Below are 24,847 nucleotides of genomic sequence, written 5' to 3'. Positions count from 1 at the left end.
CAGTTTTAGTACCCTATGGCGGCACCTGCGACGGCACGGCTGTCTATGGCGCCATAATAGCGGTTGTCGCCGCCCTTTTCGATGGCTGCCATATCCTTGCCGCCGACAAGAATGCCCGCTGCCTCACCCCAGACCGGCCAGTCAGCGTCTTCACCGACCGTATAGCCCATACCGGTGAGCAACCGGATCGTATCCGGCGAAAGCGCGTTCGCTTCCGTATAGACGCGGTCGGGCAGCCACTGGTGATGGATGCGCGGGGCGTCAATCGCCTCCTGAATGTCCATACCATGATCGATCACATTCATGATTGCTTCCAGCGTGATCGTGATGATGCGCGAACCGCCGGGACTGCCGATGACCATGAATGGCTTGCCATCCTTCGACACAATGGTCGGACTCATCGAGGACAGCGGTGACTTACGCGGTTCGATGGCGTTGGCTTCGCCTTGTATGAGACCGTAGAGATTGGCCACACCCGGCTTGATGGTGAAGTCGTCCATCTCGTTGTTGAGGAGAATGCCGGTGCCTTCGGCCACCTTGGCCGTGCCGAACGATCCGTTCAGCGTATAGGTCACGGCGACCGCATTGCCGTCCTTGTCCACGATGGAATAATGCGTGGTTTCGTTGGACTCCTTGAATTCGGCTGGCTTCAGCGCCTCGCTGACACCGGCGCGATAAGGATCGATACGACTGCGGATTTCTGCGGCATAGGCCTTGCTGGTGAGCTTCTCGATTGGATTATCGATAAAATCAGGGTCGCCCAATGCCGTGTTGCGGTCCACATAGGCGTGGCGCATCGCTTCCACCATCAAACGCGTGGTTTCTGCCGAGCCGTAGCCCAGATAGGAAATCGGATAGCCCTCAAGCACGTTCAGGATTTCGCAGATGATCAGTCCGCCCGAAGAAGGCGGCGGCGATGAGACGATGTCATAGCCGCGATAGCTGCACTTGACCGGTTCCAGCTCGCGGACCTTGTATTGCTCGAAATCGGCCTTGGCGAGAATGCCGCCATTTTCCTTGCTCGATTTGACGATCAGATCGGCAATATCGCCCTGATAGAAGGCCGATGTGCCTTTTTCGGAAATGGCCGAAAGCGATTTCGCCAAATCCGGCTGAACAAGCTTCTCGCCCAAGCCAAGCGGCTTTCCGTCTTTCAGGAAGATTTTCGCCGCAGCCGGGTCTTTCGCCAGTCTTTCATTACCATCGGCAAAGGAGAGAATATCGCCCAGCTCCAGAGTGAAGCCGTCCTTGGCAAGTTTCAGTGCCGGGTCGATCAACTCCTCGCGCTTGCGGGTGCCATATTTTTCGCGTGCTTCCTCAAGGCCAGCCACCGTGCCTGGCACGCCGATGGCGAGATAGGTTTCAGTACTGGCGCCTTCGACGGGTTTTCCATCCTTGTCCAGATACATGGTCTTGGTGGCGGCGAGCGGCGCGCGCTCGCGAAAATCAAGAAAAGTGCTCTTTCCGTCCTTGAAGCGGATCGTCATGAAGCCGCCTCCGCCGAGATTGCCAGCAGTCGGATAAACGACTGCCAGAGCATAGCCGACCGCGACAGCCGCATCGACGGCATTGCCGCCGTTCTTCAGCACATCGACACCGATCTGCGAGGCGAGATGCTGGGCTGTAACCACCATGCCGTTTTCGCCTTCCGCCGGGGCTGGTGATGCCGCGTAGGCCGAAGGCAAATGGCCAACAAGGGCAATAGCAGCGGCAAGGGAAAGCGATTTCAGTCTGTAATGCTGCATGTCTTTCCTCCCATGTGTTCTCCCGAATGGGAGCTCAGGCAACAACGTCGGCAATATCTTGCACAAAAGCAAGCGTGAGAAATTCTGTTTAATCGAGGTTGCGGATAGAACTTCAAGCGGTAATAATATGCAGTACTCGGTTCAGATATTGCCAACGTTGCAACTGAAACCCAGAATGAAGCTGGCACCGAACGACTGCACGTCAAAGCCAGAGTCTCCGCCAGCTTCCACCCGAGCCACATGGCCGTTCGGGCTGTCTTCCGACTCCATTTCAACTGATGCGATCTCACCATGCAGGAGAAATCCATGACCTATGCTCAATGTGCTTGCGGAAATCTTAGAGTAACGCCGCATGGGCCACCACAATAGACGGCACTGTGTCACTGTTTCGCCTGTCAGCGACGGACAGGATCGCCGTTCAGCGCTAATGCTTTCTATGCGTCAGATTGCGCTGAAATTTCCGGTGCATCGACCGAATTCGTTCGGACAGCCGAAAGCGGGCGCAAGGTCCGGATGCATTTCTGTCCAAACTGCGGCTCAACCGTTTATTGGCTGCCCGAAGCTGCTCCCTCCGTGATTGGAGTAGCAGTCGGTTCGTTCGCCGATCCCGCTTTTATAACACCCACACTATCTGTATTCGAGCAATCGAAACATGAATGGGTGCTCCTTGATGAGACGATGGAACATTTCTGGCGTTTGCCGGATCGCGAATAGCCACAACCCGTTAACGTTGCAATCCTCGCATTTTGCCCAGATCTGGTAAGCCCAACGCGCAATTGTGAGCCATATTTTCAAGCGAAGCCAGTCAATCTCCGATCAGGGGCGGAACCGGCAAGACAGAGATCAGCCGTTCCACCACATTCGTCACTGGCGCGGGACGAATGCCGGAATCAAAAAGACTACCAGCAAGTTTATGAATTGAGTGGATTTTTCGAATTTGACGTTTGAAACAGCGCTTCAGTTGGTCGGGATTCAAACGTCAAATTCAATCCACTAGCGTATTTGAGCTGAGCGGATCTTGCGAGCGGTTGCCTGCAATAGCGTGAAAGCCTCACAACGCCTGTCGTGCCATTTGGTTCGCCCGGCATCCGGCCTGTTCACCTCCCCAAGTTCAGACATGGAAAGCATTGCGGAGGCAAGATCAGGATAAGCGCCCGACGCCACCGCGCCCAGCATGGCTGAGCCGAGCAGAACAGGTTCCGGCGACGTTGAGGCGGCGATGACAAGGCCTGTCGTGTCGGCAAGCACCTGTCGCACCAAATGCGAACGCGCTGCTCCGCCCGAGACGACGATAGTGTCTGTCACGATGCCCTTTGCCTTCTGCGCCTCGACGATCTGTCGCGCACCATAGCCAAGGCCGCACAGCCCGGCGAGATAAAGCGCCGTCAGGCTGTCGATTCCGGCATCAAGGTCCAGCCCGGCAATGATCGCGCGCGCATCGGGATCGGCGAAAGGTGCACGATTGCCGAGGAACTCCGGCACGACATGAATGTCACCGACGATCACAACCGCATTTTCAACACCACCTCTAGCCTCGACTTCGGCTGCAAGACTGTCAGCCAAACCCATGCCTTTAGCTGCCGCCAGCTTTTCGGCTTCAGCCGCAAAAGGATGCATGTGGATCAGGTGATCGATAGCAGCACCCGCTGCCGACTGACCGCCTTCATTGAGCCACAGACCCGGCACCATCGCGGAATAATACGGACCCCAGACGCCATCCACAAAGACCGGCTGTTCCGTGGTGGTCATGGTGCAGGCCGACGTGCCGAACACATAGGCCATGCGCGACAATATCCGGCCTTCCGAACCGCGCGCTCCGACAGTGCCGATACCGCCTGCATGAGCGTCAATCAGTCCGGCGGCAATTGCTGTGCCCGGCATCAGGCCAAGTTCTGTCGCAGCCTGTTCGCTCAAGCCGCCGAGTTTCTCGCCACCCGCGCGAACGTCGGTACCGATGCGGACGAAATTTTCATCCGCCAGTTCGTCAAGGCCGACTTCACGGAAATAAACCTCGTCCCAGCGCTTTTCGTGGCTGAGATAGGTCCATTTGCAAGTTACGGTGCAGGCCGAGCGGACAAGGCTACCGCAGGATTTCCATGTGAGAAAATCGGTAAGATCGAAAAACTGCCAGGCAGCGGCGAACGTTTCCGGCTTGTTTTCCTTCAGCCACAACAGCTTCGGCGTTTCCATCTCGGGAGAAATGGTGCCGCCAACATAGTCAAGTACCTTGGCGTTGGTCGCGTTGATCCGCTCTGCCTGTTCGACGGCGCGATGATCCATCCACACGATGATATCGCGCTCAGGATCGTTGGATGGCCCTACGGCAAGCGGCTTGCCCCCCTCGCCTAATACGACCAGCGAGCATGTCGCATCATAGCCGATACCGGCGATTTCCACTGGATTGACACCGGCAATCTTGACTGCTTCACGCACGCTTTCGCACACGGCCTGCCAGATATTGGCGCTCGACTGCTCGACAACGCTGCCTGCTTCGCGCCAGATGGTGATATCGCGCTTGGCCGAAGCAAGCATGGTACCGCTGGCGTCAAACAGCCCGGCGCGGGCGCTGCCGGTGCCGACATCGACGCCCAGATAATAACTGGTCATGGTCGCTCCCATTTACAGATCGAGGCTCTGCGGAAGGATGACCAGATCGCGAATGGTGATGTTGCGCGGGCGCGTCAGCATGAACATCACAGATTCCGCAACTTCCTTCGGCTCCATCAGACTGCCATTGGCAAGTGCTTCATCGAGCTTGGCCTTTGGCCAGTCGCTGATGAGCGCGGTCACTACCGGGCCCGGCAGAACGCCGCCAACGCGGATTCCATGCGGGGCAACTTGACGGCGAACCGTGTGCACGAAAGCCTGAACGGCATGTTTGGATGCCGTATAGATCGGCTCCCAGATCACCGGCACGACGCCTGCAACGGAGCTGGTCATGATAATATCGCCAGTCTTGCGTTCCATCATATGCGGCAACACCGCATGAATAGTGCGGAAGGCCGCATTGATATTGAGGTTCAACATGCGGTCCCAGGCGTCCGGGTCGCCTTCCCACAGAGGACCGCCAATATAGGCGCCGGCATTGGCGTGGAACACGTCGAGCTGGCCAGCCTGTTCGAGAATCTGCGGCATCATGGTGGCGACGGACGCCGGATTAAGCAGATCGATGACCAGAGGCCTGGCCTTGTCGCCAAGCTCGGTGCATTTTTCCTTCAGCGCCTTCTCGTCACGGTCGACGAGAAACACCGTCATGCCCGCTTCGATCATATGCTTGGCACATTCGAAGCCAATGCCAGAGGCAGCACCGGTAACGGCGCCAACTTTTCCGTTGAGATCCTGAGCCATTTTTCAGTCCTTAGAGGTTTAGGCGCGACCGTGCGACTGGCGCGAGCGGCGGGCAAGAGAATCGACGATCACAGCGATTGCGAGCACTGCGCCTGTGATCATGTAGCGAAGCGAAGACGACAGATCGAGCAGGGTTAGACCGCTGGCGATCGACTGGATGACAATAATGCCGAGCAGAGCCGACCAGGCGCTGCCGCGTCCGCCAAAGAGGCTGGTTCCACCGATGACGGCTGCCGCAATGGCATTGAGGTTGACGTCGCCGGTGCCTGCCTGCTGGCTGGACGATGCCAGACGCGATGCTGCCAGGATGCCACCGGCTGCAGCAAGAACAGAACAGGTCATGAAAGCCGACATATAGATGAATTTCACGTTGATACCGGCACGGCGCGCGGCTTCACGGTTGCCGCCGACTGCCTGCATCGCCCGCCCCCACTGGGTACGTGTGAGTGCATAGTTCATCGCGATGACCAGCGCCACGAACAGGCCGAACATCCACGGCACGCCGCGCGACTGGTTGAGATAGAACACCGCGCCACCGACAATGATCGTGATGACGATGGCCTTGAGCGCGATCCCGACCGACGACGGCGCCGACAGACCGGCTTCACGACGACGCTGCGCCGAGCGAAACCCGGTGAAGAAGATCGCAAGTCCGGCAATCAGCACCAGCGCATAGGAAAGCGGGCGCGGCATGACCAGAAGTTGGCCGAAGCTCACGAGCCACGAGCCATAGGGCAGATTGATCGAGCCCGTATTGCCGAGGAGATAAAGCTGAAGGCCAAGCGCTGCCAGCAGACCGGCCAGAGTTGAAACAAAGCTTGGCATGCTGAAGCGGTTATAGAGAAATGCATAAAGCAGGCCGATCAGCGCGCCAGCACACAACGCCGCCAGCATCGCGATCCCGACAGGCCAGCCGTGATTGACCCAGAGCACGCCAACGATAGCCGAAGCCAGACCGCTGACCGAACCGACCGAAAGATCGATTTCGCCCAGCATCAGAATGCAGACGATACCGAGTGAAATCACACCGATGGTCGAGCAGTCGAACAACAGGTTGACGAGGTTGTTGCTCGAAAGGAAGACCGGATTCAACGTCTGGAAAACGGTCCAGATGATGACGAGACCGACGATAACCGGCAGCGATCCAAGATCGCCCGAACGAACACGGTCGAAGAAATTGCGCAGCGCGCCTGAAACGCCTTCGTCATGGCGCACGCGGCTATCCTGACGATCAAGAGGGGTATTTCCGGTTGCCTGGTTCATTATGCTTCTCCCCGATCATGGACCTGACCGGCTTCATGCTGCGCCTGACGCCGTTCGGCACGGCGGGAAACGGAATTGCTGCTCGCGCCGGTAATGGCTGCGACCAGTTCTTCATTCGAGGAATCCGGATAGAAGACACCATTGTTGCGGCCAAGCCGCAGCACGACGATGCGGTCTGCAACCGCGCGCACGTCTTCCATGTTGTGGCTGATCATCAAGACGCCGAGCCCGCGGTCACGGACACGCTCGATCAGATCGAGAACTTCGGCCGTCTGTGCGACGCCCAGCGCTGCTGTCGGTTCGTCGAGCATGATGAGCTTCGGATTGAGCAGCAGTGAACGCGAGATTGCAACCGTCTGGCGCTGGCCGCCTGATAGCGAGGCAACCGGCTCGCGCACACTCGGAATACGGGCGGAAAGCTCGTTCAAAAGCTTCCATGCCTTGATTTCCATCGACACCTCGTCGAGGCGATAGGGGCTCATTTCGCGGCCGAGGAAAATATTGGCGACGACATCGAGATTCTCGCATAGCGCCAGATCCTGAAAGACCGTCGCAATGCCCAGATCAAGCGCAACGCCCGGCGACGAAAGCACAACCTTCTCGCCATTGAATTCGATTGCGCCGGATGTCGGCTGATGGACGCCTGCCAACGTCTTGATAAGGGTGGACTTCCCCGCGCCGTTATCGCCGACAAGAGCGACAACTTCGCCCGGAAAAACTTCCAGATCGATATCGGTCAGCGCTGAAACGGCGCCGAAATTCTTGGATATACCGCTTAGACGCAGCACTGGCTGCCGCGACGACGCAGCGGCATTGTGATCTTGGGACATGATCTCACTTTCCCTGGCATATGGCAGGATACGCCATTGCGCACCAAATTGCCCGGCCGGATAACCGGCCGGGCGTGGCACTATTTAATTGGTGATACCGAGCTTCTTGCAGCCTTCGGCATAACGGTCGACGCACAGCGTTTCGGCTGAAACGATGTTCTTGTCGATGATCTCCGCCTTGAGGTTTTCAGCCGTCACAACCACCGGAACGAAAAGCTTCGACGGCGTGTTGTAGAGCGTGGCTTCCGCCTTCGGGGTTTCGCCGTTCAAAAGCTGGCCCGCGACACGTGCGGCTTCTGCTGCAACGATTTCAGACGGCTTGTTGATCGTGTTGTACTGATCGCCCGAAATGATGAGCTGAAGTGCTGCAATCGTTGCATCATTGCCGGTGACCGGCGGAAGCGGATCGATACCAGCCGCCTTCATGGCTGCAATCGCGCCGCCTGCGGTGCCATCATTTGCAGCCACCACGCCGACGATCTGGTCGTTGAAGCGGGTGATCTGGCCGCTCGCCCATTGCTGAGCCTTGCTCGGCGCCCATTCCGGTGTGTCATACTCGGCCAGCGTCTTGTAGCCGCTATCCTTCAGGCCGGCATGAATGCCCTTCTTGATAAGACCAGCCGCAGCATCGGTCGGCGAACCGTTGATCTGCAGTACACCGCCCTTATCGGTCGCAACATTCTTGGTCTTCAGGTCATTGACCAGCGATTCAGCAATCGACTTGCCGATAGCCTCATTGTCAAACGACACGTAGAAATCGGAGGTCGCATCCGGGATCGGGCGATCATAAGCGATAACCTTGATATCCTGCGACTGGGCCAGCTTGACCAGCGAGGCTGCCGCTGCCGTATCGACCGCATCAAGCACGATCACCTTCGCGCCCTGCGAAATGACCGAGTTGAACTGCTGTTGCTGCTTGCTCGCGTCGCCATCGGCGTTGAGATAGAGCACCTTGCAGCTTTCGCAGATTTTCTTCATCTCGGCGGCGAAGCCAGGATAATCACGCTCTTCATAACGTGTTGATGCCTGATCCGGCATCAAAAAGCCGACCACCGCATCCTTCACTTCCGCCTGTGCGCCACTGCTTGCGAAAGATGACAGCAACACTGCAGCAAACGCTGCCTTACCAAACATATTCTTCATGTCTCACTCCCACCATTTTCAGTTTCTGGTTCGACCAACTTGCTGGCGAAATTTAATTCGCTGCTCCACCCATATTTCTCCCTGTAACGCCTCCCATGCCACGAATGCTGTTCTTTCGGCACTGCTTCGCTTTGCGGCCTATCGCATCACCAGAGGTATAATCATGTTGCACCATCGATAGTGCAGCATTACCATTGCGCAACACTCGGCATCTGGTCAAGAGGAAAATGGCGGAGGAATAGGTCGGATTACGCCCCGCTCCCACTTGCAGCAAATGGTCTCCGCCCGCTAAGATCAGGTCCCAATTCAGATGGATAAGCGCGCTTGATGAGTATTTCCCGGAAAGTAACCATCTATGATATATCGGAACGGGCAGGTGTATCCGCCTCGACCGTTGCTTCCGTTATGAATGGATCTTGGAAAATCCGGAGAATTACCAAAGCAACAGCCGACAAAGTTAGAATAATAGCGGGCGAACTTGGCTATACAATCAATCTTCAGGCGCGTGGACTACGCATATCGAATTCCGGGCTGATCGGTATGATCTTGCCAATGCTGGATAATCGCTATTTCAGCTCCATGGCAGCGTCGTTCGAAACGGTGGCGCGCTCACGGAATCTCATCCCCGTCGTGGCCAGCACATTGCGCGATCCGCAACAAGAACGCAGCACTGTGGAAACACTGATTGCCCATAATGTCGACGCCTTGTTGATCGCAGGCGCAACCGACCCGGACAGTGTCGCCAAACTCTGTGAAACGGCGCATCTGAAACATATCAATGTCGATCTTCCGGGAAAGCACGGCGCATCCGTGATCAGCGACAACTATGATGGCGCCCGCCAGCTCACGCATCAGATCGCCCGTCGTCGATCACGCCGAAAAAACAACAGTGTCTATTTCATCGGCGGGGTAGACAGCGACTACAACACACGCGCGCGTGTGCGCGGCTATCAGGATGAGCTGGCTGCGCTGAACCTTCCGGTTCACACTGACGCTATCATGACGAATGGCTACGATCCCGATATCGCCGCAAGAACGATCCGTGATATCTACAACGCGTTGAATGGGCTCCCTGAGGCACTGTTCGTTAACTCGACAAGCCCCTTTGAGGGTGTCGTCAGCTTTCTCAAAACGCTTCCAGTTGACGAGGTTCGAGAATGTTCCATCGGATGTTTCGACTGGGATCCATTCATCGAAGTTCTCCACTTCCCGGTTGTGATGATCCGTCAGGATGTTCAGGCAATGATCGAGCGTGCCTTTGAACTTCTGGACGAACCTACTCAAACAGCCGACCTGCCGGAAATGATACCGACGGAACTAATCGTTCCGCGGGGACTTTGATTCCATCTGATGACAGAAAAACTCTCCGTACATCCCCAGTAGTCTACCTTGCCTGCGGAGTTGCTGCCGTCAGTACTGGATGTTGAACGTTGCGAGCCCGCCTTTGCACCGCTGTTGATAGCTTTGGATTCACAGATGTCTGACAACCATCGACGATTAGAGCGCATCCCGAAAAGGGTGAAACGGTTTTCGGATAAGATGTGTGTCAAAACAAATGGTTGAGACGCGCTGATCTGATTGAATCAGATCAGCGCTCTAACAAGCCAAACAAACAAAGAAATTTCACAACACCGGTCACCCCACTGCTTCTGGCAAATTTATAACTTCTAAATTACGAGCCACCGGCATTGGAAATCTTTACTGCCTAAATAAAAATAGGTAATATATTTGCTTAAACCACATGCATTTGCAGTTATTTGGTAAAGCGATATAAAACCATGACGAATAGTACTTTTTTCTCAACCGAGCTGGTTGAGAGCAGGTTTCGTAATGATTTATTGCGAGCGGCCATGAGGCCTTTGTACGAAATCGTCATGGATCCAGATGAGCGCAGCTATGAACTTTCTGGCACCGCCAACCTGCGTACCTCCGGTCTCATCACGATCGGCACGACCACCTTCAACACTCAAAATTATAGCCGTACTCCCAAAGTCATCGCACAAGGCGGACTGGATTTTTATGTCCTTCAGCTCATGACAGGAGGGCATCTTCTGGGCGATTTCAACGGAAGGAATGTATCCGCACAGCCTGGGGATATCATCATTATAGATCTCGCAAAAACGCTTGTCAGCCGCGCTTTCGCAGGATCGCGAACGACGGTTTTTATTCGTCGAAACGATTTTGAAGAGATAGCGGGCGGAAGAAATCTGCATGGTCTTGTCTTGCCAGGTAATGCGCCAATGACCCAGCTTACTTTCAACTATATTCAGGAGCTTAACTGCGTTGCCCCGGACCTAGGCGCAGATGAGGCGGTCGCGGCTCAAAGGGTAATGCTTACCTTGCTTGGAAGCGGCATTACGGGCCTGAAGGACGAGTTAGTCGAGCAATTGCCTGTCAATCTGCCGATGCGGAAGCGGATTCTGTCATACATCGACAATAATCTTCACGACCCTCTTTTAGGTGTTCGCATGATTATGCAGAATTTTCATATATCGCGCTCCCATCTTTATCGCGCTTTCGAAAATGATGGTGGTGTGGCAAAGATTATCCGCGACAAGAGGCTGGACCGTGCTTTTCGCCTGCTGTCGGAAGCGCGCAACCGGATCGTTTATTCCAAGGAAGTTGCTTATCGGTGCGGCTTTCATGATCCGGCCCAATTTGCCACCGCTTTCAAAAGCCGTTTCGGCATGTATCCCCGCGACGCTCGGGCCACAGGTGCGCATTTGCTTCCAATAAACGCTACCGACTTTTCATATCCTCATCATTTATCGCAAGAGTTCGCAAGAATTGCAAAAGTGCTCGAACAATAGACTGGCCCCAGTCGCCCCGGCAACGCGAATGGGGCATGTACGGTTTAAATTCGCGTGTCATCTGCAACCCTTTGCTTCCATTCCCGATTCTATCCAAAACCTCCACCGCCATCTTTCCATTCATCAGTTCTTTTCTGCCGATCACCGCTTGCTGGATCAGGCCACCGCACAGTCTGTGCCCTGAGATCGCAAAATGCCAAGTGCATCTGTCGTCAGATGCAGATTAGAGCGCATCTCGAAAGATGTGAAACAGTTTCCGGAAAAGATATGCGTTAAAACAAATACTTAGAGCACGGATCTGATTCAGTCAGATCGAAACCTGCAGAATGCCAGCTTTGATAATAGTTCCGCCCTTGTTCAGAACCGGTTCCGCTGACCACGCCGGTGAGCGTATTTGTACCGTCGTCAAGAACGTCAACCGCACGACTGGCATTGGTGAGGCTGATGTTGCCGCAGTATCGAAACTGTCATCCAGGCGCAAAGTAGCGTCGCCGATGAGGATGTTACCGGTAGCCTGGCCGAGATTTGCATCTTCAAGAATGGCCAGCACGCCACTATCGATCTGAGTACCGCCGGTGCAGGTGTTGGTGCCGGATAGAACCAGCGTACCGGCTCCCTTCTTGGTCAGTGCACCGCCGACACTGATATTCTGTGCGACGACGAACGATGTTTCGTGCTGTCGCAATATCGAGGGAGCCGCCGCCTGTACCCAACGTCACCGCGCGGCTGGTCGATGCATAACTGGTGCCGGTACCTCCACGAACAAACCCGCCCGCGCCTGCAATAATGCTGCCAGAACATCGTCGATGTCGAACTGTCAATCGTCAGATTGTTTACGCCGAGAACAACCTGACCACTCATCTCCTCAAGCGAGCCGACAGAACTCTCCGCTGATATCGAGCGCACTTGCAGCGCCGTCCAGCTTCACACGCCCGCCCATCGCCGTCGTAGCGCCGGTAAACAAAAGTTTTCCAGAACTAGTCGCCAGAAGCTTTGTGTTTGCAGCGTTCGTATTGCCCTTAAATTCCACTTGGCCGTTGGTCAGGGCATAAGCCATTCAGTCACCGTTACCCAGCGTGACGATAGATGCCGTTGCAAAATTTATTCCGTCAAGAATTATTTTCGCGTTCGCTCCCGAAGCAGCAAAAGCTGCCGCGTTAGCCCCCGTAACCGATAGTGTTCCTGGCAAGGTATAGGCAGCATTTCGTCCCGTAAACCTCTTCGTGCCGGTGGTTTTCACCAAGAAGCCCAAAGACCCGTCGCCGGTTACGTTGATGCGTGTTCCTACGTTTATCTGGACATCAGCGCCAGTTATGAAACAGAAAGTGCCAGCACGGTTGCCGCCTGTGCAATGAGGCTGTGAGTGGGTGCTATCCTTTCGCTGGTCGGCTTTTCTAAAGCGCGTTTCAATCTGATTGACGGGTGCGTCGTGCTTTATGACCCCCCTCGTTCTCCGTTTGAGAGCGTCACTGAATTGATGTCGCTTGATGTCAGTAGCAGCACGTCATTGCTTATCCATGCGGCAAGGCGTGGATCTACTGTGATCGGTTTTGCATGTGCAGAGCGGCCATCAGCATTGGCTGGATCGAGAAAGCACCATTGGCAGCCTTTTCCGTCAGAATACGAAGGTACCCACCAGCGGAGCGAATTTGATCATAACGCTGCAGGATATAGGCGATTACGATAGATGCATTGTGGGTTCCAAGCGTTTTCTTAGCGAGATCGTAGAGCTTTTGATCAATGCCAAGGAAAGCGCGTACTTTCTCTGCCGTATCCGATAAATCTTGCCAGTGTCGGATGGATGAGGGGGCATAGGCGGTGATTTCCGGGCAGGATCGAAGCACTATGTCGAGCGAGACGAGGGATTCAGCGGGTGCGCTGGTGATTTCGCTTATACGCTGGTCGACAAATTCAGGCTTTGCCTTTTCAAAATAGAAATCTGGGTTTGATTCAATTTGCTGCCGCTCATTTTGAGATTCATTGCCGTTCAAATTTTGAACATTTTCGTGAAGTTTCAATGTGTTATCGATATCTGAACGAATAATCTGCAATGCCTCAACGAGCATAGCAAGCTCTTCACGTTCAGCGCGACGGGGAATGCCGTCGACAATGGAACGGAAGCGATAATTAATGGCCTGCCAGTCACCGGCAAGCTTCTCTTGAGCAGCGAATTCGACAAGCTTGGTTATATCGCGGCGCAGTAATGTTAGTCGCTCGCGCATTTCGCGCAATGCGATCTTTTCAGCCCTCACCTGTTCGGCTGCTGCTTCCAGTTCTGCGGCACGCGCCAAGAGCGGCGCGAGTGAAAAACCGAATGCGATTTGTACTTCTCCAGCCTTGGCACGGCGGGCATAGCGCTTACCATTCGGGCTATCTTGACGGAGAATGAAACCGGCATCGACCAGCGCTGCCAGGTGACGGCGCAAAGTTGCATCTGCCATTCCATGGGCGCGCAATGCCAGTTGCTTGTTGGATGGGAATACGATCAAGCTGCTCTGCTCGTTCAGTTCCGTTTCCGGATAGAATGACATCAAAGCCGAAAGAACCGCCAGAGAGCGGTCATTCAGACTGAACAAGACCTTTGCTTCACACAGCCAGCGGTGCAGTTGCCATTTATCGGCAACGGTTCCCGGTGCTAATTGTTTTGTATTCTGCTGACTTGCCAATAAGGCAAGCGTCATCCGTCGACTGCCGAACGGCGTCGAGGCCAACTGAATCTCCATTTTCCTTCACCTTTCACAAGGCAAAAGAAATCCACCCGCCGAAAAGACGCTAATTACACTTGACAGTGATTCGTGGATTTGCGATTCTCTAGCTGCTAAACCAATGAGAAGGGCTTCCACACGGCGACGTTTGGGGGCCTTTTTCTTTTGCTGTCTCGTTCCTCTTCCTGAACAGTTTCGACGCAAATACGCTTACTATTGAAACAAGTCGCTATCCCGAAACCGGGCCCCTTTCGGGAGACATGCTTTACACAAGACACAATCGAACTACGGCAACTGCCTTTAGTCCGTACGCTTACTTACTTTTCCTCGTTCCGGAACAACGCATAGAGCTCCTCCAGATTGCGAGAAATCCAATCGGCAAAACGAGGTCCGTTGGCTGCACTGAGAGCCAATGTAGCTGATTTGCCATTCTGTTTGATAACTGCGTTGACGGATTTATCAGAAGCCGTCCAACTGGTTCCAGGACGAAGGGCCGCTTTGGTGACCGGCTTCTTCTGCATTCCGCCTTTCAAGTAGCCGTAAAGCTGTTCAAAACGATCGCCTGACGAAGCATTTTCAAACGCTGCCGTCTCCAGAAGTTCCTCTGCGGCATCCTTTTTCCCAGGAATTTCGATCAGCTTGCGCAGTTCCAGCCAACGGTCACGACCAATGCCTTTTGCTGGGCCGATAGCCAAAAGAATATGCTCAGGGATGGCTTTCGGAATGGTCAGCATCTTCGACAGAGTCTGATAGTCGACTGTCAACGCGGCCTGTATGGCATCACGCTCGAAACCGAGCGTTTCAAGGCGTGCCGCAAAGAAAACACGCTCAATGAAGCTCAGATTGGCACGAGCGGAGTTTTCCTGCCCTTGGCTCAGAATATGTTCAAGATCGGCGAGGGGCTTGATGACCGCCTTCACCTTGAGACCAAGTTCTCTGGCGACCCGTGCGCGGCGATGACCAAAGACGATCATATAGCGACCGCCGGTTTCGGGATGGGGACGAACGAGAATAGGGGTGTCCTGACCGCGTTCTCGAATGGCTTCCAGAAGCTCCAGATATTCTTCGTCATTCGCATCAGGCAAGCGATCTGCCACAAAGGAGACGTCTAGATCATTGGGATCAAGCTCTGTGATGGTTTCGCCATCAAGCTTCTGGGCAGCCTGCTTTGCCAGTTCGTCAATTGATGCGGACAGAGACTTGGCGGCACCGAACCGGCGCGACACGTTGTCGACCGGCTGCGAAGCTTGTTCCGCCACTGGTTCGTCCCGCATAACGCTTTCGAATATGTTCTTTCTTGCCATTCTCGTGTCCTCAAACCGGTCAGAGACCTGATTTTATTCAATATTCGCCGCTTTAGACGGCAGTCTAACGCCCCCATGCCTCATGAATGAGGCCGCGAATTTCAGCATTGACCGCTTCCATGGCTTCCATGGCGCGATCATAAGTACCGCGATTCATCGACGAACGATCGACCTCGTAAAGCGTTTGCTTGGTAAGGCCCGCATCCGAGATCGCTGTCGACTTCAGCATCTGGTGCTTCAGCATATGTGAGGCGAGCATGCTTTGCATGAAGCCTACCATCTGAGCCTGGGGAACATCGGTCGGCTCATAACGAGTGATCAGATAACGGAACCAATCCAGTTGCACGGCGCCACCCGCTTGGCGAACTGTTTTCAGAATATCGCCGAGCATAAGCAGAAACTGCGACATCGACATAAGGTCCAGCATCTGCGGATGAACGGTAATGAGCACGGAGGTTGCGGCTGAGAGCGCTGTGAGGGTCAGATAGCCGAGCTGGGGAGGGCAATCGATGACCACGACATCATATTCGTTCTCGACGTCCGCGAGAGCTTGCGCGATACGGTTCCAGAAGGTTTTGCCCTCGCCGCCATTTTGCATGGCGAGCGGCGTATCATATTCATATTCCTGCAGCTCCAGCATTGCCGGAATAATATCAAGCCCCGGGAAATTGGTCCGCCGAATGACTTCGCTGATAGATTTCTTTTCGGAGTCGTAACGAATGGCTTCATAAAGCGATGGAAACTCATCGAGTTCCGGCTGAATTCCATGCAGAGCCGAGAGCGAAGCCTGCGGATCAAGATCGATTGCAAGCACGCGATGGCCAGTCAACGCCATATGTTGCGCGAGATGCGCAGCCGTCGTGGTTTTGCCGGACCCGCCCTTGAAGTTGACGACCCCAATGATCTGAAGTTTTTCATTGGCGCGACGATGCGGAACGTAACGCTTCACCTCGGCGCGGCCGTTCTGGTCGAGCCACCGACGCAGTTCCTGGATCTGTTCGACACTATAAGCGCGGCGCCCCCCTGTCAGTATTGTCGGCTCGACACCCTTGCCTTCCAGATGTAATTTCTTGAGATTGCTGGGTGAAACGCCAAGGAAATACGCGGCTTCAGCCATCGAAAACTGTCGCAGCATGCTCTTGCGTGCATCCGGCGGAAAGTTTTCGTGACGCAGCAGATTGAGCTTGCGAGAAATCTCGCGCCCTTGCGATAGTATCATGTCGTCAAACGACAAGGCTGCTGCTGGATTTGCGATATTCATTGACTTGGGATCCCTAGTGACGGCACTGGAACTGATACCGCCTAAATACCGTCATTATGTCCGATTCTTATTCTATCGCAAGAGGTAGCCGAATTAACAAAGAGTTAGCGCCAACACTAAAATTAAGCCAAATTTTATCGATTCGCCTAAAATTGACCTATCCCATTGTTTTTATGTTATTTTATAGAGAATAGACGGCGGTCTAAAAGATGACGACTTCATTCCAGCCGGGATTTCAATCGTGAAGAGGCTGTTTCCACATAGGAATAAGGCTGCTTCTCCAGTGAAAGAGAATATTTTAGCGATTCTATGAATATGCGCTTCGTTGACATCATTCCGATCCCGAAATGATGAGGCGCTTTCTGTCTCGGCCTATAAAGCAGGCCCGAAGTGTTGTTCACGGCAAGAGATCGAAACCGGACGGATGAGGGGATGGTTTCGAGGCGCTTATTGTCGGCAGGACAGTTGTTCGAAGCGTCCCCAGATGATCTGCGCTGCTTTGGATGGAGAAGGTTGAAGCTTGTTCCCTGTGTGCGTCGGCAGCATGTGCGGTTGACCGGTCTTGTTAGGAGCTCGGCATCGTATTACCGATGATGGGGTCTCATGCTATTTCATGACGAAACAACTTCACAGGCACTATATCGGCCCGAGTTCACGCCGAGCCTTTCACCTTTTTACGAAGCTGCGAGGGATGCGAAGTTGAAATAGCGTGACGGAAGCATGCACAGCACGATTCAAACGATCCTACTGATGGCTGGGGAGGGCAGTTTTCGAAAGGAAGGCCCGGGAGGCTTTTGCGGAAGGGAAAAAGGGTTCTGTCCGACTTGCTTCAATTTCGATATCGAGTTCTCTCACAATTGCGGATTTCGATGATAAGAAGGCCGCCTCAAAGGTTGTTGCGAATGCATGACCTTTGTTGGTTGCTTGGTTTTCCATCTTCGGGGATGGATTTCTTAACCAAATCAGGGTAGCATCGAAAACATCAGAAAGGCTCCGTCCGCGCTGTTGCATTGGATTATTGAGCTTCACCAAATTCCCCTTTCAAGCGCGAATTCTTGTTGTCAGCGAGACGAAATCTAAAGCCAGTTTCGCTTTAGTTTTCTCGGAAATAGCTATATTTTTCAATATAATAATTATTCAGCCTCTAGGGGCTGGAGCGGATATATTAGGCCGTCTTACTGTGCAGCCTCACGCATGTCGGTAATCGACTATGATCCGGGCAGACAGAGAAGCAGGTGTTGATGATCAGGAAGAAGAGACTGATCATCGAGATCAAGATTGGCAGTCTGGGTGAAACAATGCTGATGTTTGATGAACCAGTATATCGTTAAGCGTTTACAGCTTCTGCATCAACAAAGAGGCTTTGCCACGATACAGGGAAGCAAGCCTGGTGGTGAGGTTACGTTTGAAGGGACTGACAGGACGATCATCCGGGCTTTACCATCCTGTATGACCGTGATCATTCATATGGTCGACGACAAGCGGTGGAACAGCTCGGTATCGTTGCTGACTTTGGCGGGCCGGTATCATCAAAGACAATCGTGAATGTTGTCCAAAAGCTCGTGATATCGGATCGTTCCCCATAGGCTTGCTTCGCTCACAATACGAAGCGTCTTCTTATCGGACAGTTCCATGCCGTACGCGCCAAAAGCTCCAGAAAGGGCACAGTGTTCAGAAAGTGTCGTCCTTCGTCTCTTAGCGGGCGAGTGACCAGCGTGGGATCGATGCTGGCTCTTTGAGATAGTCGAAAGCGTTCTTGCACAATGTGAGTTATCGTCGGCCTGGAATACTGGATTGCTCGTTTCAGACGATGCTTGCAAGTCGTATCCGGCTGTGGCTGCTTAGTCGCAGTGAAAATTTTAGCGACACATCTTTCCTATCATATTGATGTATTTTACACAGGTTAATTTATGTTAGCCTGATTTTATGCCGATAATCCAACCTGATAATGAAATATAAACCAAAGATGAATTGGCGCCTTGGTCATTAATTATGGTACTATACATCGTTGAAATATTGCCGTGATTAGAAGAAGACCATATCTTTATTTGATGTATCCCAACCTTCGATCAAAATTTCGGAACCGTGGAGAAGATCTCCGGTGATTGGAGAAACGGAGCCTGCAGTGTCGACCGAGCATGAAAAAACACCGCGCGCAATGCGAAAACGTCCGACGATGATCATCGTGGCCAAACACACCCTCGCGCGCACATGCATCGTAAAATTCCTTGAATACGAACTTGCCGGATGGGATTTTCTTGGGATGGATTCCACAACGGAACTGGCCAAAGCATGTGGGCGAGACGTAGCCCTGATTGCGTTGGATTTAGCTGGTAGGGCAATGGACAACTCTACCCTGCTGGAAGATCTCCTTACGGTTGAGTGCCATTTTCAAGGGGCATCGATTGCCCTTTTCTCCAACAGAGATGACGTTCTGATGGAGTCGCAAGCGATCAAAATGGGAGTGCGCGGCATCTTTACGCCGTCTCTTCCGATAGAAATCGCCCTGGCCGGCATTCGGCTGGTGCTTGCGGGAGGCATCTTCTGTCCACACCCGCTCGGCGCTCAAGGAACTATCCACGAAACAAACTCCATCGGAGGTAAGTCGGAAGCGGAATTAACCGAAGATGCTGCCATCCCTATCAAATACAGTTCGCGTCAACCGGCCATTGCGGGATTCACGCCTCGGGAAGTTGATGTCCTGACTGAGCTACAACACGGTCATTCAAACAAAATTATTGCTGAGAAGCTCAATCTATCTGACAACACGGTGAAGATGCACTTGCAGCATATTATGCGCAAGTTGCGTGTTCAGAACCGAACTGAGGTCGTCCTATCGCTTGGTGTGAAAGCAGCCTCCAATGGAAGTGCTGTTCAATAAGCGCAGGTGCTCAGTTTTCGCGGAATGCACGGTGAAAGCTGTCCAGCAATGGTCTGACCGCGTAAACTGCAACGCTGCTTTCCCCGGTTTCAATCAAAGCCTGTACCGGCATTCCGGGGATCATTTCCACGTCTCCCGCCTGCAGCAATTCATCGTCGGTCACACGGATCGTCGCGGCGTAATATGGCTGACCTGTCTGCTTATCGAGGAGCCGGTCGGCGGAAACATAGGTCACTTTTCCATTCAGAAGCGGCACGCGCCGCTGATCATAAGGTAAAAGATGCACCTGCGCGTTCAAGCCAGCGCGCACGACGTTGATGTCTTCGGGTCGAACATGCGCCGAAACAATCATGTTGCCGTCCTGTGGCACCAGATCGAGCAACGGCTCGCCCGCACCGATAACGCCGCCCGTCGTGTGAACACGCAAATCCATGACGATGCCGTTTTCGGGTGCCTTGATCTCTGTGCGGATCAGTTGGTCATTAATTGCGCGGTACCGCTCGCTTAGCAGGAAAAGCTGATTTTCGGTCTCACGCAATTCTTTGGCGATCTCGTTTTGCCGGTCGCTCTCCAGCTTCACGAGATTGGCCTGCGCTTCATTGATCACCTGATAGGCGCGGGACATCTGAGCTGTGGTTTCTCCTAATTGTCCGTCGAGATCCGCTTTCTCGCGCGCGAGATTCAGCACGCTCGTTTTGCGTTCGAGCCCCTTTTTGACAAGCGGGTTTATCATGTCCAGTTGCTGGCGCGTGATCTCAATACGCGAAGACAAGGCCATCTTTTGTGCCGCTAGTCCGCTTATTTCCTCCTTCACTTGCCCCATTTTCTCGTGGGTTATGGCAATTTCGGATCGATAGACGTCGCGACGTGCTTCGAATATTCTTCGCTGCCCAACGACGACGGCGTTCACTGCCGGGTTGTGCGGTGCAAGTTGTTCCAACTCCGGTGGAAAGGCGAGTTGCATCTCGTTTGCCTGTTCGGCGACGAGCCGAGCACGGCTCGCCTGCGCGTCCCATAGCTGTCCCTGAATACCGACCAACTCCGTCCTCGGCTTTGTGTCATCCAGCTTGATCAGAACCTGGCCGCCAGAAACCAGATCACCGTTATGGGCATAGATTTGCTGAACGATGCCGCCTTCCAAATGCTGAATGGTTTTGCGGCTGGTTTCCGCTTCAACAACACCCACCGCGACTGCCGCACTTTTAAGCGGCGCCAAAATCGCCCATATTCCGAAACCTGCAACGAAGATCAATACGAGCATGTTTCCTGTCCAGGCCACGCCTCGCAGCCTCGGCCGCGAAGTCAGCGGCGTTGGCAAAGTGTTTCTCCTGCGCGGCAGTGGTGGAGGAGACGGGAGCTTTAGCTGCATTGTTCGCAAGGAAACCAGGTCCAGCGAATACTTAAATGCATTTGCCAGTTTCATCGGCAGTTCGAGATGGACGAGGGGCATGGCGAGGCGTCCCTTACAGTCCGGTTTTCGCGGGCACGCGAAGGAAAGCATCGAAGATTTTCTCGCTATCTCCGAAAGCGCTTACCGTACCGTCGCGCATTACGGCGATTTTGTCGGTCACGGGCAATATGCCCATTCGATGCGTAATGATCACAATTGTAATCTGCCTGCACTTCATACGCTCGATGGCGTCGAACAACAGTCGCTCGCCTTCATAGTCGAGACTTGAGTTTGGATCATCCAGTACCACAAGGGGCGGATTGCCATAGGCGGCGCGCGCAAGCCCCAATTGCTGGCGTTGTGCCCGTAGAAGCAACACGCCACCTTCGCCGATATCGGTTTCGTAGCCCTGGGGTAATCGCATGATCGCCTCATGCAATCCGACGAGCTTGGCGGCCTCAATGACCTTTTGCGGATCCGAGCCGTCGAGCCGCCCGATCACGTCTTTGATCGCACCGCCGAAGAGTTCAATATCCTGCGGAAGATAGCCGATATGCCGGACGTTGTCGCAATGGCGAAGCAGTGAAATGTCGATGCCGCCCAAAAGAGCGCATCCGCACGTGGGTCGCGAAACGCCGGCCAAAATTCGCCCAAGGGTGGATTTGCCCGATCCGGACGGTCCGATCAGCGCAACACAATCACCTGGAGCGATTTGAAATGAAACGCCTCGCAGAATGAACCGGTCCGATGACGGGAGCCTATAACTGACATTGTCGAGGACGAGCTGGCCTTTGGGTTCCGGTAACAGAATGGTGCGTATATTCTCCCCGGGAGCAATTATCGTGAGCATCTTGTTCAGACGGTTGAATGCGCCGCGTGCGAAGGCGAGTGCTCGCCATGCGCCTATGGCTCCTTCTACGGGTGCCAGTCCACGTCCCAGCAACAGGCTGGCGACGAAAATAATTCCGGGATTACTGTTGTTCTGGAGTACGAGCCATGTCGCGGCTCCCATCATCACAATCTGGGTCAGCGAACGTAGCGATTTCGAAAATGCCAGAAGCACCTCCGTCCTTCGCGCCACACCGTCCTGAGCCGTTCTGACGGCTTCTGCATCCCTATAGATGAGGTGAGCCGCACCCTGTTGCATTCCCATAGCGCGGATGACGCCGATATATTTGAGAGCCATCGTGAAACGGGAATAACTTCGTGCCTGCGCAATGTTTGCCTGTTCATTCAACTCACGTGTCACGAATTCATTCAGTAAAGCCAAAAGCAGCAGGCATAATGCACTGCCCAACCCGATAAATCCGAGCAGCGGATGAACCAGAAAAAGCAACACAAGAAAAACTGGAGCCCAAGGAACATCGAATAGCAACGCACATGATGGGGAATCCAGAAACTGACGCAAAACGGAAAGGTCGCGATAATTTTCAGCCGCCATCCCGGCATCGGCGCGCGCCGCGTATTCGAACGACGCATTCATCACGACAGGCCGTAGTTGGCGGTCGACCCAGCTACCGATCCGGGAAAGCGCAGCACGACGTACGATATCGAGCAGAGAACCGACAATAACCGCTATCGCGATGATGATCGTCAGCATCACCAGGGTATCGACGCTGCGGCTAGACAGAACACGATCATAGATCTGAAGAAGATAGATGGAGGGAGCGAGCAGAAAAATATTGTAACCGCAACTATAGGCGAAAACCAAGCCGAAGGCACCGGTACACCGATGCAGGGCAGCGACCAATGGGGTCACCGTATAGCGTGCTTGCGTAAATGCCGCCGTCATAGGCTCATCTCCGTCGATATTTCCGATGTTAGAGCGCGCTTCGATCTGATTTAATCAGATCAGCGCTCCAAGCATTTCCTGTTTCGAATGAATCGTTGGAAATACGTGGGAAAAATGGGAGGCAACGACCTCAGTCGCTGCTCCCAAATCAAGCTTCTCAATTACCCGACAAAACCAACCGCCAGTCAGAATGGCAGATGGCTCAGATCGATATCGTGAAAATTGTCGTTAAAGCTATCGACAAAGCTCGCGATATCGTTGGTCGTGTTGGTCGTTGTTGTCGTCGTCGTTTCCGGGTTCGAATGCACAAGCGCGGAGGAAATGTCACCTCCACGAGCCATGTTCCCGTCTCCGCCGTTGCCACCGACACCCGCAAGGATCGTCGCGTGTTGGTCGGCCAGAAGTTCGGTATATTGAAGGGCGCTGGTGTCCGCCTGACCGGCTGCTACATTGCCGCCGCTTGAAGAACCCAGACTGCCATTGGAGTTCGCGTCGCCGCCAGCTCCGCCGTGGCCATTATTGGTGATATTGGCAAGAAAACCATTCGCTGCATCGGCTCCACCACCGTGTCCCGCATGACCTGCATCCCAGGTTGCGTTTAACCACGGGGAATCGCCACTATGCACATCCACGGCTGCGCCCGTTACGCTTTGCGTATTGGCCACGACCGCACTGGGATTGTAGTTGATATTCCCATAATTATAGCCGTCAGCACCGTTACCGGCATTCGCATCGCCTGCGTAAACGTCACTGAGATGAATTGTGTCGGAAACACGCGGAATAGGCATCGTTTCATTCCTCCCTGTTGTGGCCCCGGCCCTGTTTCGGATTGAACACCGGTCTTGGCAGCCCGCAATTCCCGATGAGACATTGGCAAAATACCGCTACCGACCGTGTTCAAAGAGTGCGCGTGTTGATGTTTTGGGACTAGCTAGAAATTCGGGTACCTGCTTTAGGGTGGGGGCGGATGGGCACGTATCAAACGTGGAGAAGAGCAAGAATATCATTTGCGAGAAGCGCATCATGGCTGGCGTCGGTCAGATTATCGTGCCCGCCCGAACCACCGATCCCGGCAATCTGCAGAGCATGCTGGTCGACAAGCAGATGGTCTATCTGCTCGGCGTCTGCGGTTCCACCAGCCGGAACTGCAATATTGATCGGGTGGAAATAGCCGATACTCACATCCACCTGGTTGCCGGCGAAAACACCATCTCCACTGCTTCCCGCGGCTGTGCTGCCGGTGAAAATTGTGTCCGAGGCCATGTTGAAGCCACCGCCATTGCCGCCGATCCCGGCAATCTGCGTGCCGCCCTGATCGAAAATCACATTGTTTGTCTGGTGGGCGTCTGCATTGCCGCCAGCGGCAGCGATAGCAATATTGATGGGCGAGAAAATCGCAACATTCACATCGATCATGGTGCCAGCAAAGATACCGGCTCCGCCGTGCCCGGCGTAATTGTCACCGGTGAAAAGATAGGTGGGTCCAGTGTCTGAATGTACTGGAGAGACGGATCCTGCGAGGTTATGGTCTCCGCCTGAGCCGCCGATACCTGCCATCTGGTCCGCGCCTTGTAGGAAGGCCGCATTGTTGGTCTGGTTGGCGGATGCGATGGAGCCGGACCCACCCGCGACCGCACTATTGACCGGTGCGAAGACGGCCACATCTGAGCTGACCAGTCCACCAAAGAAAACGCCGTTGCCACCGCTACCCGCGTGATTGGAGGTCGCACCTTCGGTCCCCCCGATCACCGCATCACCGTTTCCTCCGTCGCCGCCCATTCCTGCTATCTCAACGACATGCTGATTGATCAGCGCATTGTTGAACTGATCCGCGCCGACCTCGGCGCCCGGCCCGGCAATGGCAGTATTCGAGGGAACGAATATGGCAGAAGCGTCGCTGCTGATGACGCCAACGCTAAGGCCCATTCCACCATTCCCGGCGGAATTACCGGTTGCACCTGATGCCATATCGAAAGGGAGCCACGTCGGCACGAGCGCTAGATGTCCGGCGGTGGAGCCTAAAGATGTGGCTTGGACGCCGCCGACATTGAGGGTCTCATTGGATATGGGACGCAGATCATTCATCACCATTTCTCCTCGGAAGCGTCCAATCCTCGATACTATTGAGAAATTTTCGGCTCAGGGGCTATTGTGCCGTTAATTGACGCAAAAGAAGAGCCGGTAATTTGTCTACATCTGTTTGGGTGTAGTGCGTTCTCAATCCTGAAGCTGACCAACTTGTTGGAGTGTCTTGAGGCGTGTATCGCTGAGGAGGCCCTGTTCTTCGAGGACGGGATAGGCCATTGATGCGAGCAGCGAGTTGATCTGCTTGAGGTCTCGGATGGTGTCGAGATGGATTGTGCTGGTCTCGATGC

At 54.1% G+C, this 24,847-nt stretch carries 20 protein-coding genes and 1 pseudogene; 4 read left to right on the top strand and 17 right to left on the bottom strand.

Going from position 1 to position 24,847, the window contains the following annotated elements:
• Window positions 1-5: 5 nt before the first annotated feature.
• Both ggt and ACYSN1_RS19465 read right to left on the bottom strand, forming a co-directional pair.
• Window positions 6-1,745, bottom strand: coding sequence for a gamma-glutamyltransferase (gene ggt / locus ACYSN1_RS19470; RefSeq protein ID WP_461727179.1), 1,740 nt, complete (start codon window positions 1,743-1,745; stop codon window positions 6-8).
• A gap of 141 nt (window positions 1,746-1,886) precedes the next feature.
• Window positions 1,887-2,099, bottom strand: coding sequence for a hypothetical protein (locus tag ACYSN1_RS19465; protein ID WP_461727346.1), 213 nt, complete (start codon window positions 2,097-2,099; stop codon window positions 1,887-1,889).
• On the opposite strand from ACYSN1_RS19465, the pseudogene ACYSN1_RS19460 reads away from it, so the two are divergent.
• A pseudogene (locus ACYSN1_RS19460) lies at window positions 2,052-2,459 on the top strand (GFA family protein). The gene ACYSN1_RS19465 and the pseudogene ACYSN1_RS19460 sit on opposite strands and share 48 nt — an antisense overlap.
• A gap of 279 nt (window positions 2,460-2,738) precedes the next feature.
• On the opposite strand, the gene ACYSN1_RS19455 reads toward ACYSN1_RS19460, so the two are convergent.
• From ACYSN1_RS19455 to ACYSN1_RS19435, 5 genes are all read right to left on the bottom strand, one after another.
• Window positions 2,739-4,352, bottom strand: a complete 1,614-nt coding sequence (locus ACYSN1_RS19455) for an FGGY-family carbohydrate kinase (RefSeq protein WP_461727178.1) — start codon at window positions 4,350-4,352, stop codon at window positions 2,739-2,741.
• Window positions 4,353-4,364: 12 nt separating this feature from the next.
• On the bottom strand, window positions 4,365-5,093 hold the full coding sequence (locus tag ACYSN1_RS19450; protein ID WP_461727177.1) for an SDR family oxidoreductase: 729 nt from the start codon (window positions 5,091-5,093) through the stop codon (window positions 4,365-4,367).
• An 18-nt stretch (window positions 5,094-5,111) separates the two neighbouring features.
• Entirely contained in the window at window positions 5,112-6,356 is a 1,245-nt protein-coding gene (locus ACYSN1_RS19445) for a sugar ABC transporter permease (protein ID WP_461727176.1), read from the bottom strand.
• Window positions 6,356-7,186 (bottom strand): ATP-binding cassette domain-containing protein, encoded by an 831-nt coding sequence (locus ACYSN1_RS19440; protein WP_461727175.1) that lies wholly within the window; start codon window positions 7,184-7,186, stop codon window positions 6,356-6,358. The genes ACYSN1_RS19445 and ACYSN1_RS19440 overlap by 1 nt, the downstream gene beginning before the upstream one ends.
• 84 nt (window positions 7,187-7,270) lie before the next feature.
• Entirely contained in the window at window positions 7,271-8,320 is a 1,050-nt protein-coding gene (locus ACYSN1_RS19435; protein WP_461727339.1) for an ABC transporter substrate-binding protein, read from the bottom strand.
• A gap of 336 nt (window positions 8,321-8,656) precedes the next feature.
• On the opposite strand from ACYSN1_RS19435, the gene ACYSN1_RS19430 reads away from it, so the two are divergent.
• The gene (locus tag ACYSN1_RS19430) at window positions 8,657-9,670 is read left to right on the top strand and encodes a substrate-binding domain-containing protein (protein WP_461727174.1); all 1,014 of its coding nucleotides are present in this window, start codon (window positions 8,657-8,659) and stop codon (window positions 9,668-9,670) included.
• A 437-nt stretch (window positions 9,671-10,107) separates the two neighbouring features.
• Entirely contained in the window at window positions 10,108-11,139 is a 1,032-nt protein-coding gene (locus tag ACYSN1_RS19425; protein WP_461727173.1) for a helix-turn-helix domain-containing protein, read from the top strand.
• Window positions 11,140-11,446: 307 nt separating this feature from the next.
• Here the strand turns inward: ACYSN1_RS19425 and ACYSN1_RS19420 are convergent, their stop codons facing one another.
• From ACYSN1_RS19420 to ACYSN1_RS19395, 6 genes are all read right to left on the bottom strand, one after another.
• On the bottom strand, window positions 11,447-11,824 hold the full coding sequence (locus tag ACYSN1_RS19420; RefSeq protein ID WP_461727172.1) for an autotransporter-associated beta strand repeat-containing protein: 378 nt from the start codon (window positions 11,822-11,824) through the stop codon (window positions 11,447-11,449).
• Window positions 11,825-12,004: 180 nt separating this feature from the next.
• The gene (locus ACYSN1_RS19415) at window positions 12,005-12,196 is read right to left on the bottom strand and encodes a hypothetical protein (protein ID WP_461727171.1); all 192 of its coding nucleotides are present in this window, start codon (window positions 12,194-12,196) and stop codon (window positions 12,005-12,007) included.
• Between the two features lie 478 nt (window positions 12,197-12,674).
• On the bottom strand, window positions 12,675-13,862 hold the full coding sequence (repC, locus tag ACYSN1_RS19410) for a plasmid replication protein RepC (RefSeq protein WP_461727170.1): 1,188 nt from the start codon (window positions 13,860-13,862) through the stop codon (window positions 12,675-12,677).
• A gap of 299 nt (window positions 13,863-14,161) precedes the next feature.
• The gene (gene repB / locus ACYSN1_RS19405) at window positions 14,162-15,148 is read right to left on the bottom strand and encodes a plasmid partitioning protein RepB (protein WP_461727169.1); all 987 of its coding nucleotides are present in this window, start codon (window positions 15,146-15,148) and stop codon (window positions 14,162-14,164) included.
• Window positions 15,149-15,212: 64 nt separating this feature from the next.
• Window positions 15,213-16,409: a plasmid partitioning protein RepA gene (gene repA, locus ACYSN1_RS19400; protein ID WP_461727168.1), complete on the bottom strand. Its 1,197-nt coding sequence runs from the start codon at window positions 16,407-16,409 to the stop codon at window positions 15,213-15,215.
• A gap of 744 nt (window positions 16,410-17,153) precedes the next feature.
• A complete protein-coding gene (locus ACYSN1_RS19395) occupies window positions 17,154-17,438 on the bottom strand; it encodes a hypothetical protein (protein WP_461727167.1) in 285 nt (94 codons plus the stop codon).
• A gap of 1,147 nt (window positions 17,439-18,585) precedes the next feature.
• Here ACYSN1_RS19395 and ACYSN1_RS19390 point away from each other — a divergent pair.
• The gene (locus tag ACYSN1_RS19390) at window positions 18,586-19,290 is read left to right on the top strand and encodes a response regulator transcription factor (protein WP_461727338.1); all 705 of its coding nucleotides are present in this window, start codon (window positions 18,586-18,588) and stop codon (window positions 19,288-19,290) included.
• A gap of 10 nt (window positions 19,291-19,300) precedes the next feature.
• Here ACYSN1_RS19390 and ACYSN1_RS19385 read toward each other — a convergent pair whose 3' ends face one another.
• From ACYSN1_RS19385 to ACYSN1_RS19370, 4 genes are all read right to left on the bottom strand, one after another.
• Window positions 19,301-20,740 (bottom strand): HlyD family type I secretion periplasmic adaptor subunit, encoded by a 1,440-nt coding sequence (locus tag ACYSN1_RS19385; RefSeq protein ID WP_461727166.1) that lies wholly within the window; start codon window positions 20,738-20,740, stop codon window positions 19,301-19,303.
• A 13-nt stretch (window positions 20,741-20,753) separates the two neighbouring features.
• A complete protein-coding gene (locus tag ACYSN1_RS19380) occupies window positions 20,754-22,472 on the bottom strand; it encodes a type I secretion system permease/ATPase (RefSeq protein WP_461727165.1) in 1,719 nt (572 codons plus the stop codon).
• Window positions 22,473-22,657: 185 nt separating this feature from the next.
• Window positions 22,658-23,260: a PE-PGRS family protein gene (locus ACYSN1_RS19375; protein WP_461727164.1), complete on the bottom strand. Its 603-nt coding sequence runs from the start codon at window positions 23,258-23,260 to the stop codon at window positions 22,658-22,660.
• Window positions 23,261-23,450: 190 nt separating this feature from the next.
• Window positions 23,451-24,557, bottom strand: a complete 1,107-nt coding sequence (locus ACYSN1_RS19370) for a hypothetical protein (RefSeq protein ID WP_461727163.1) — start codon at window positions 24,555-24,557, stop codon at window positions 23,451-23,453.
• Window positions 24,558-24,847 lie beyond the last annotated feature (290 nt).

The organism is Brucella sp. LJL56, from assembly GCF_054871705.1.
Note: the sequence above shows the minus strand (reverse complement) of the source record. Positions and strands in the feature narration are given on the sequence as shown.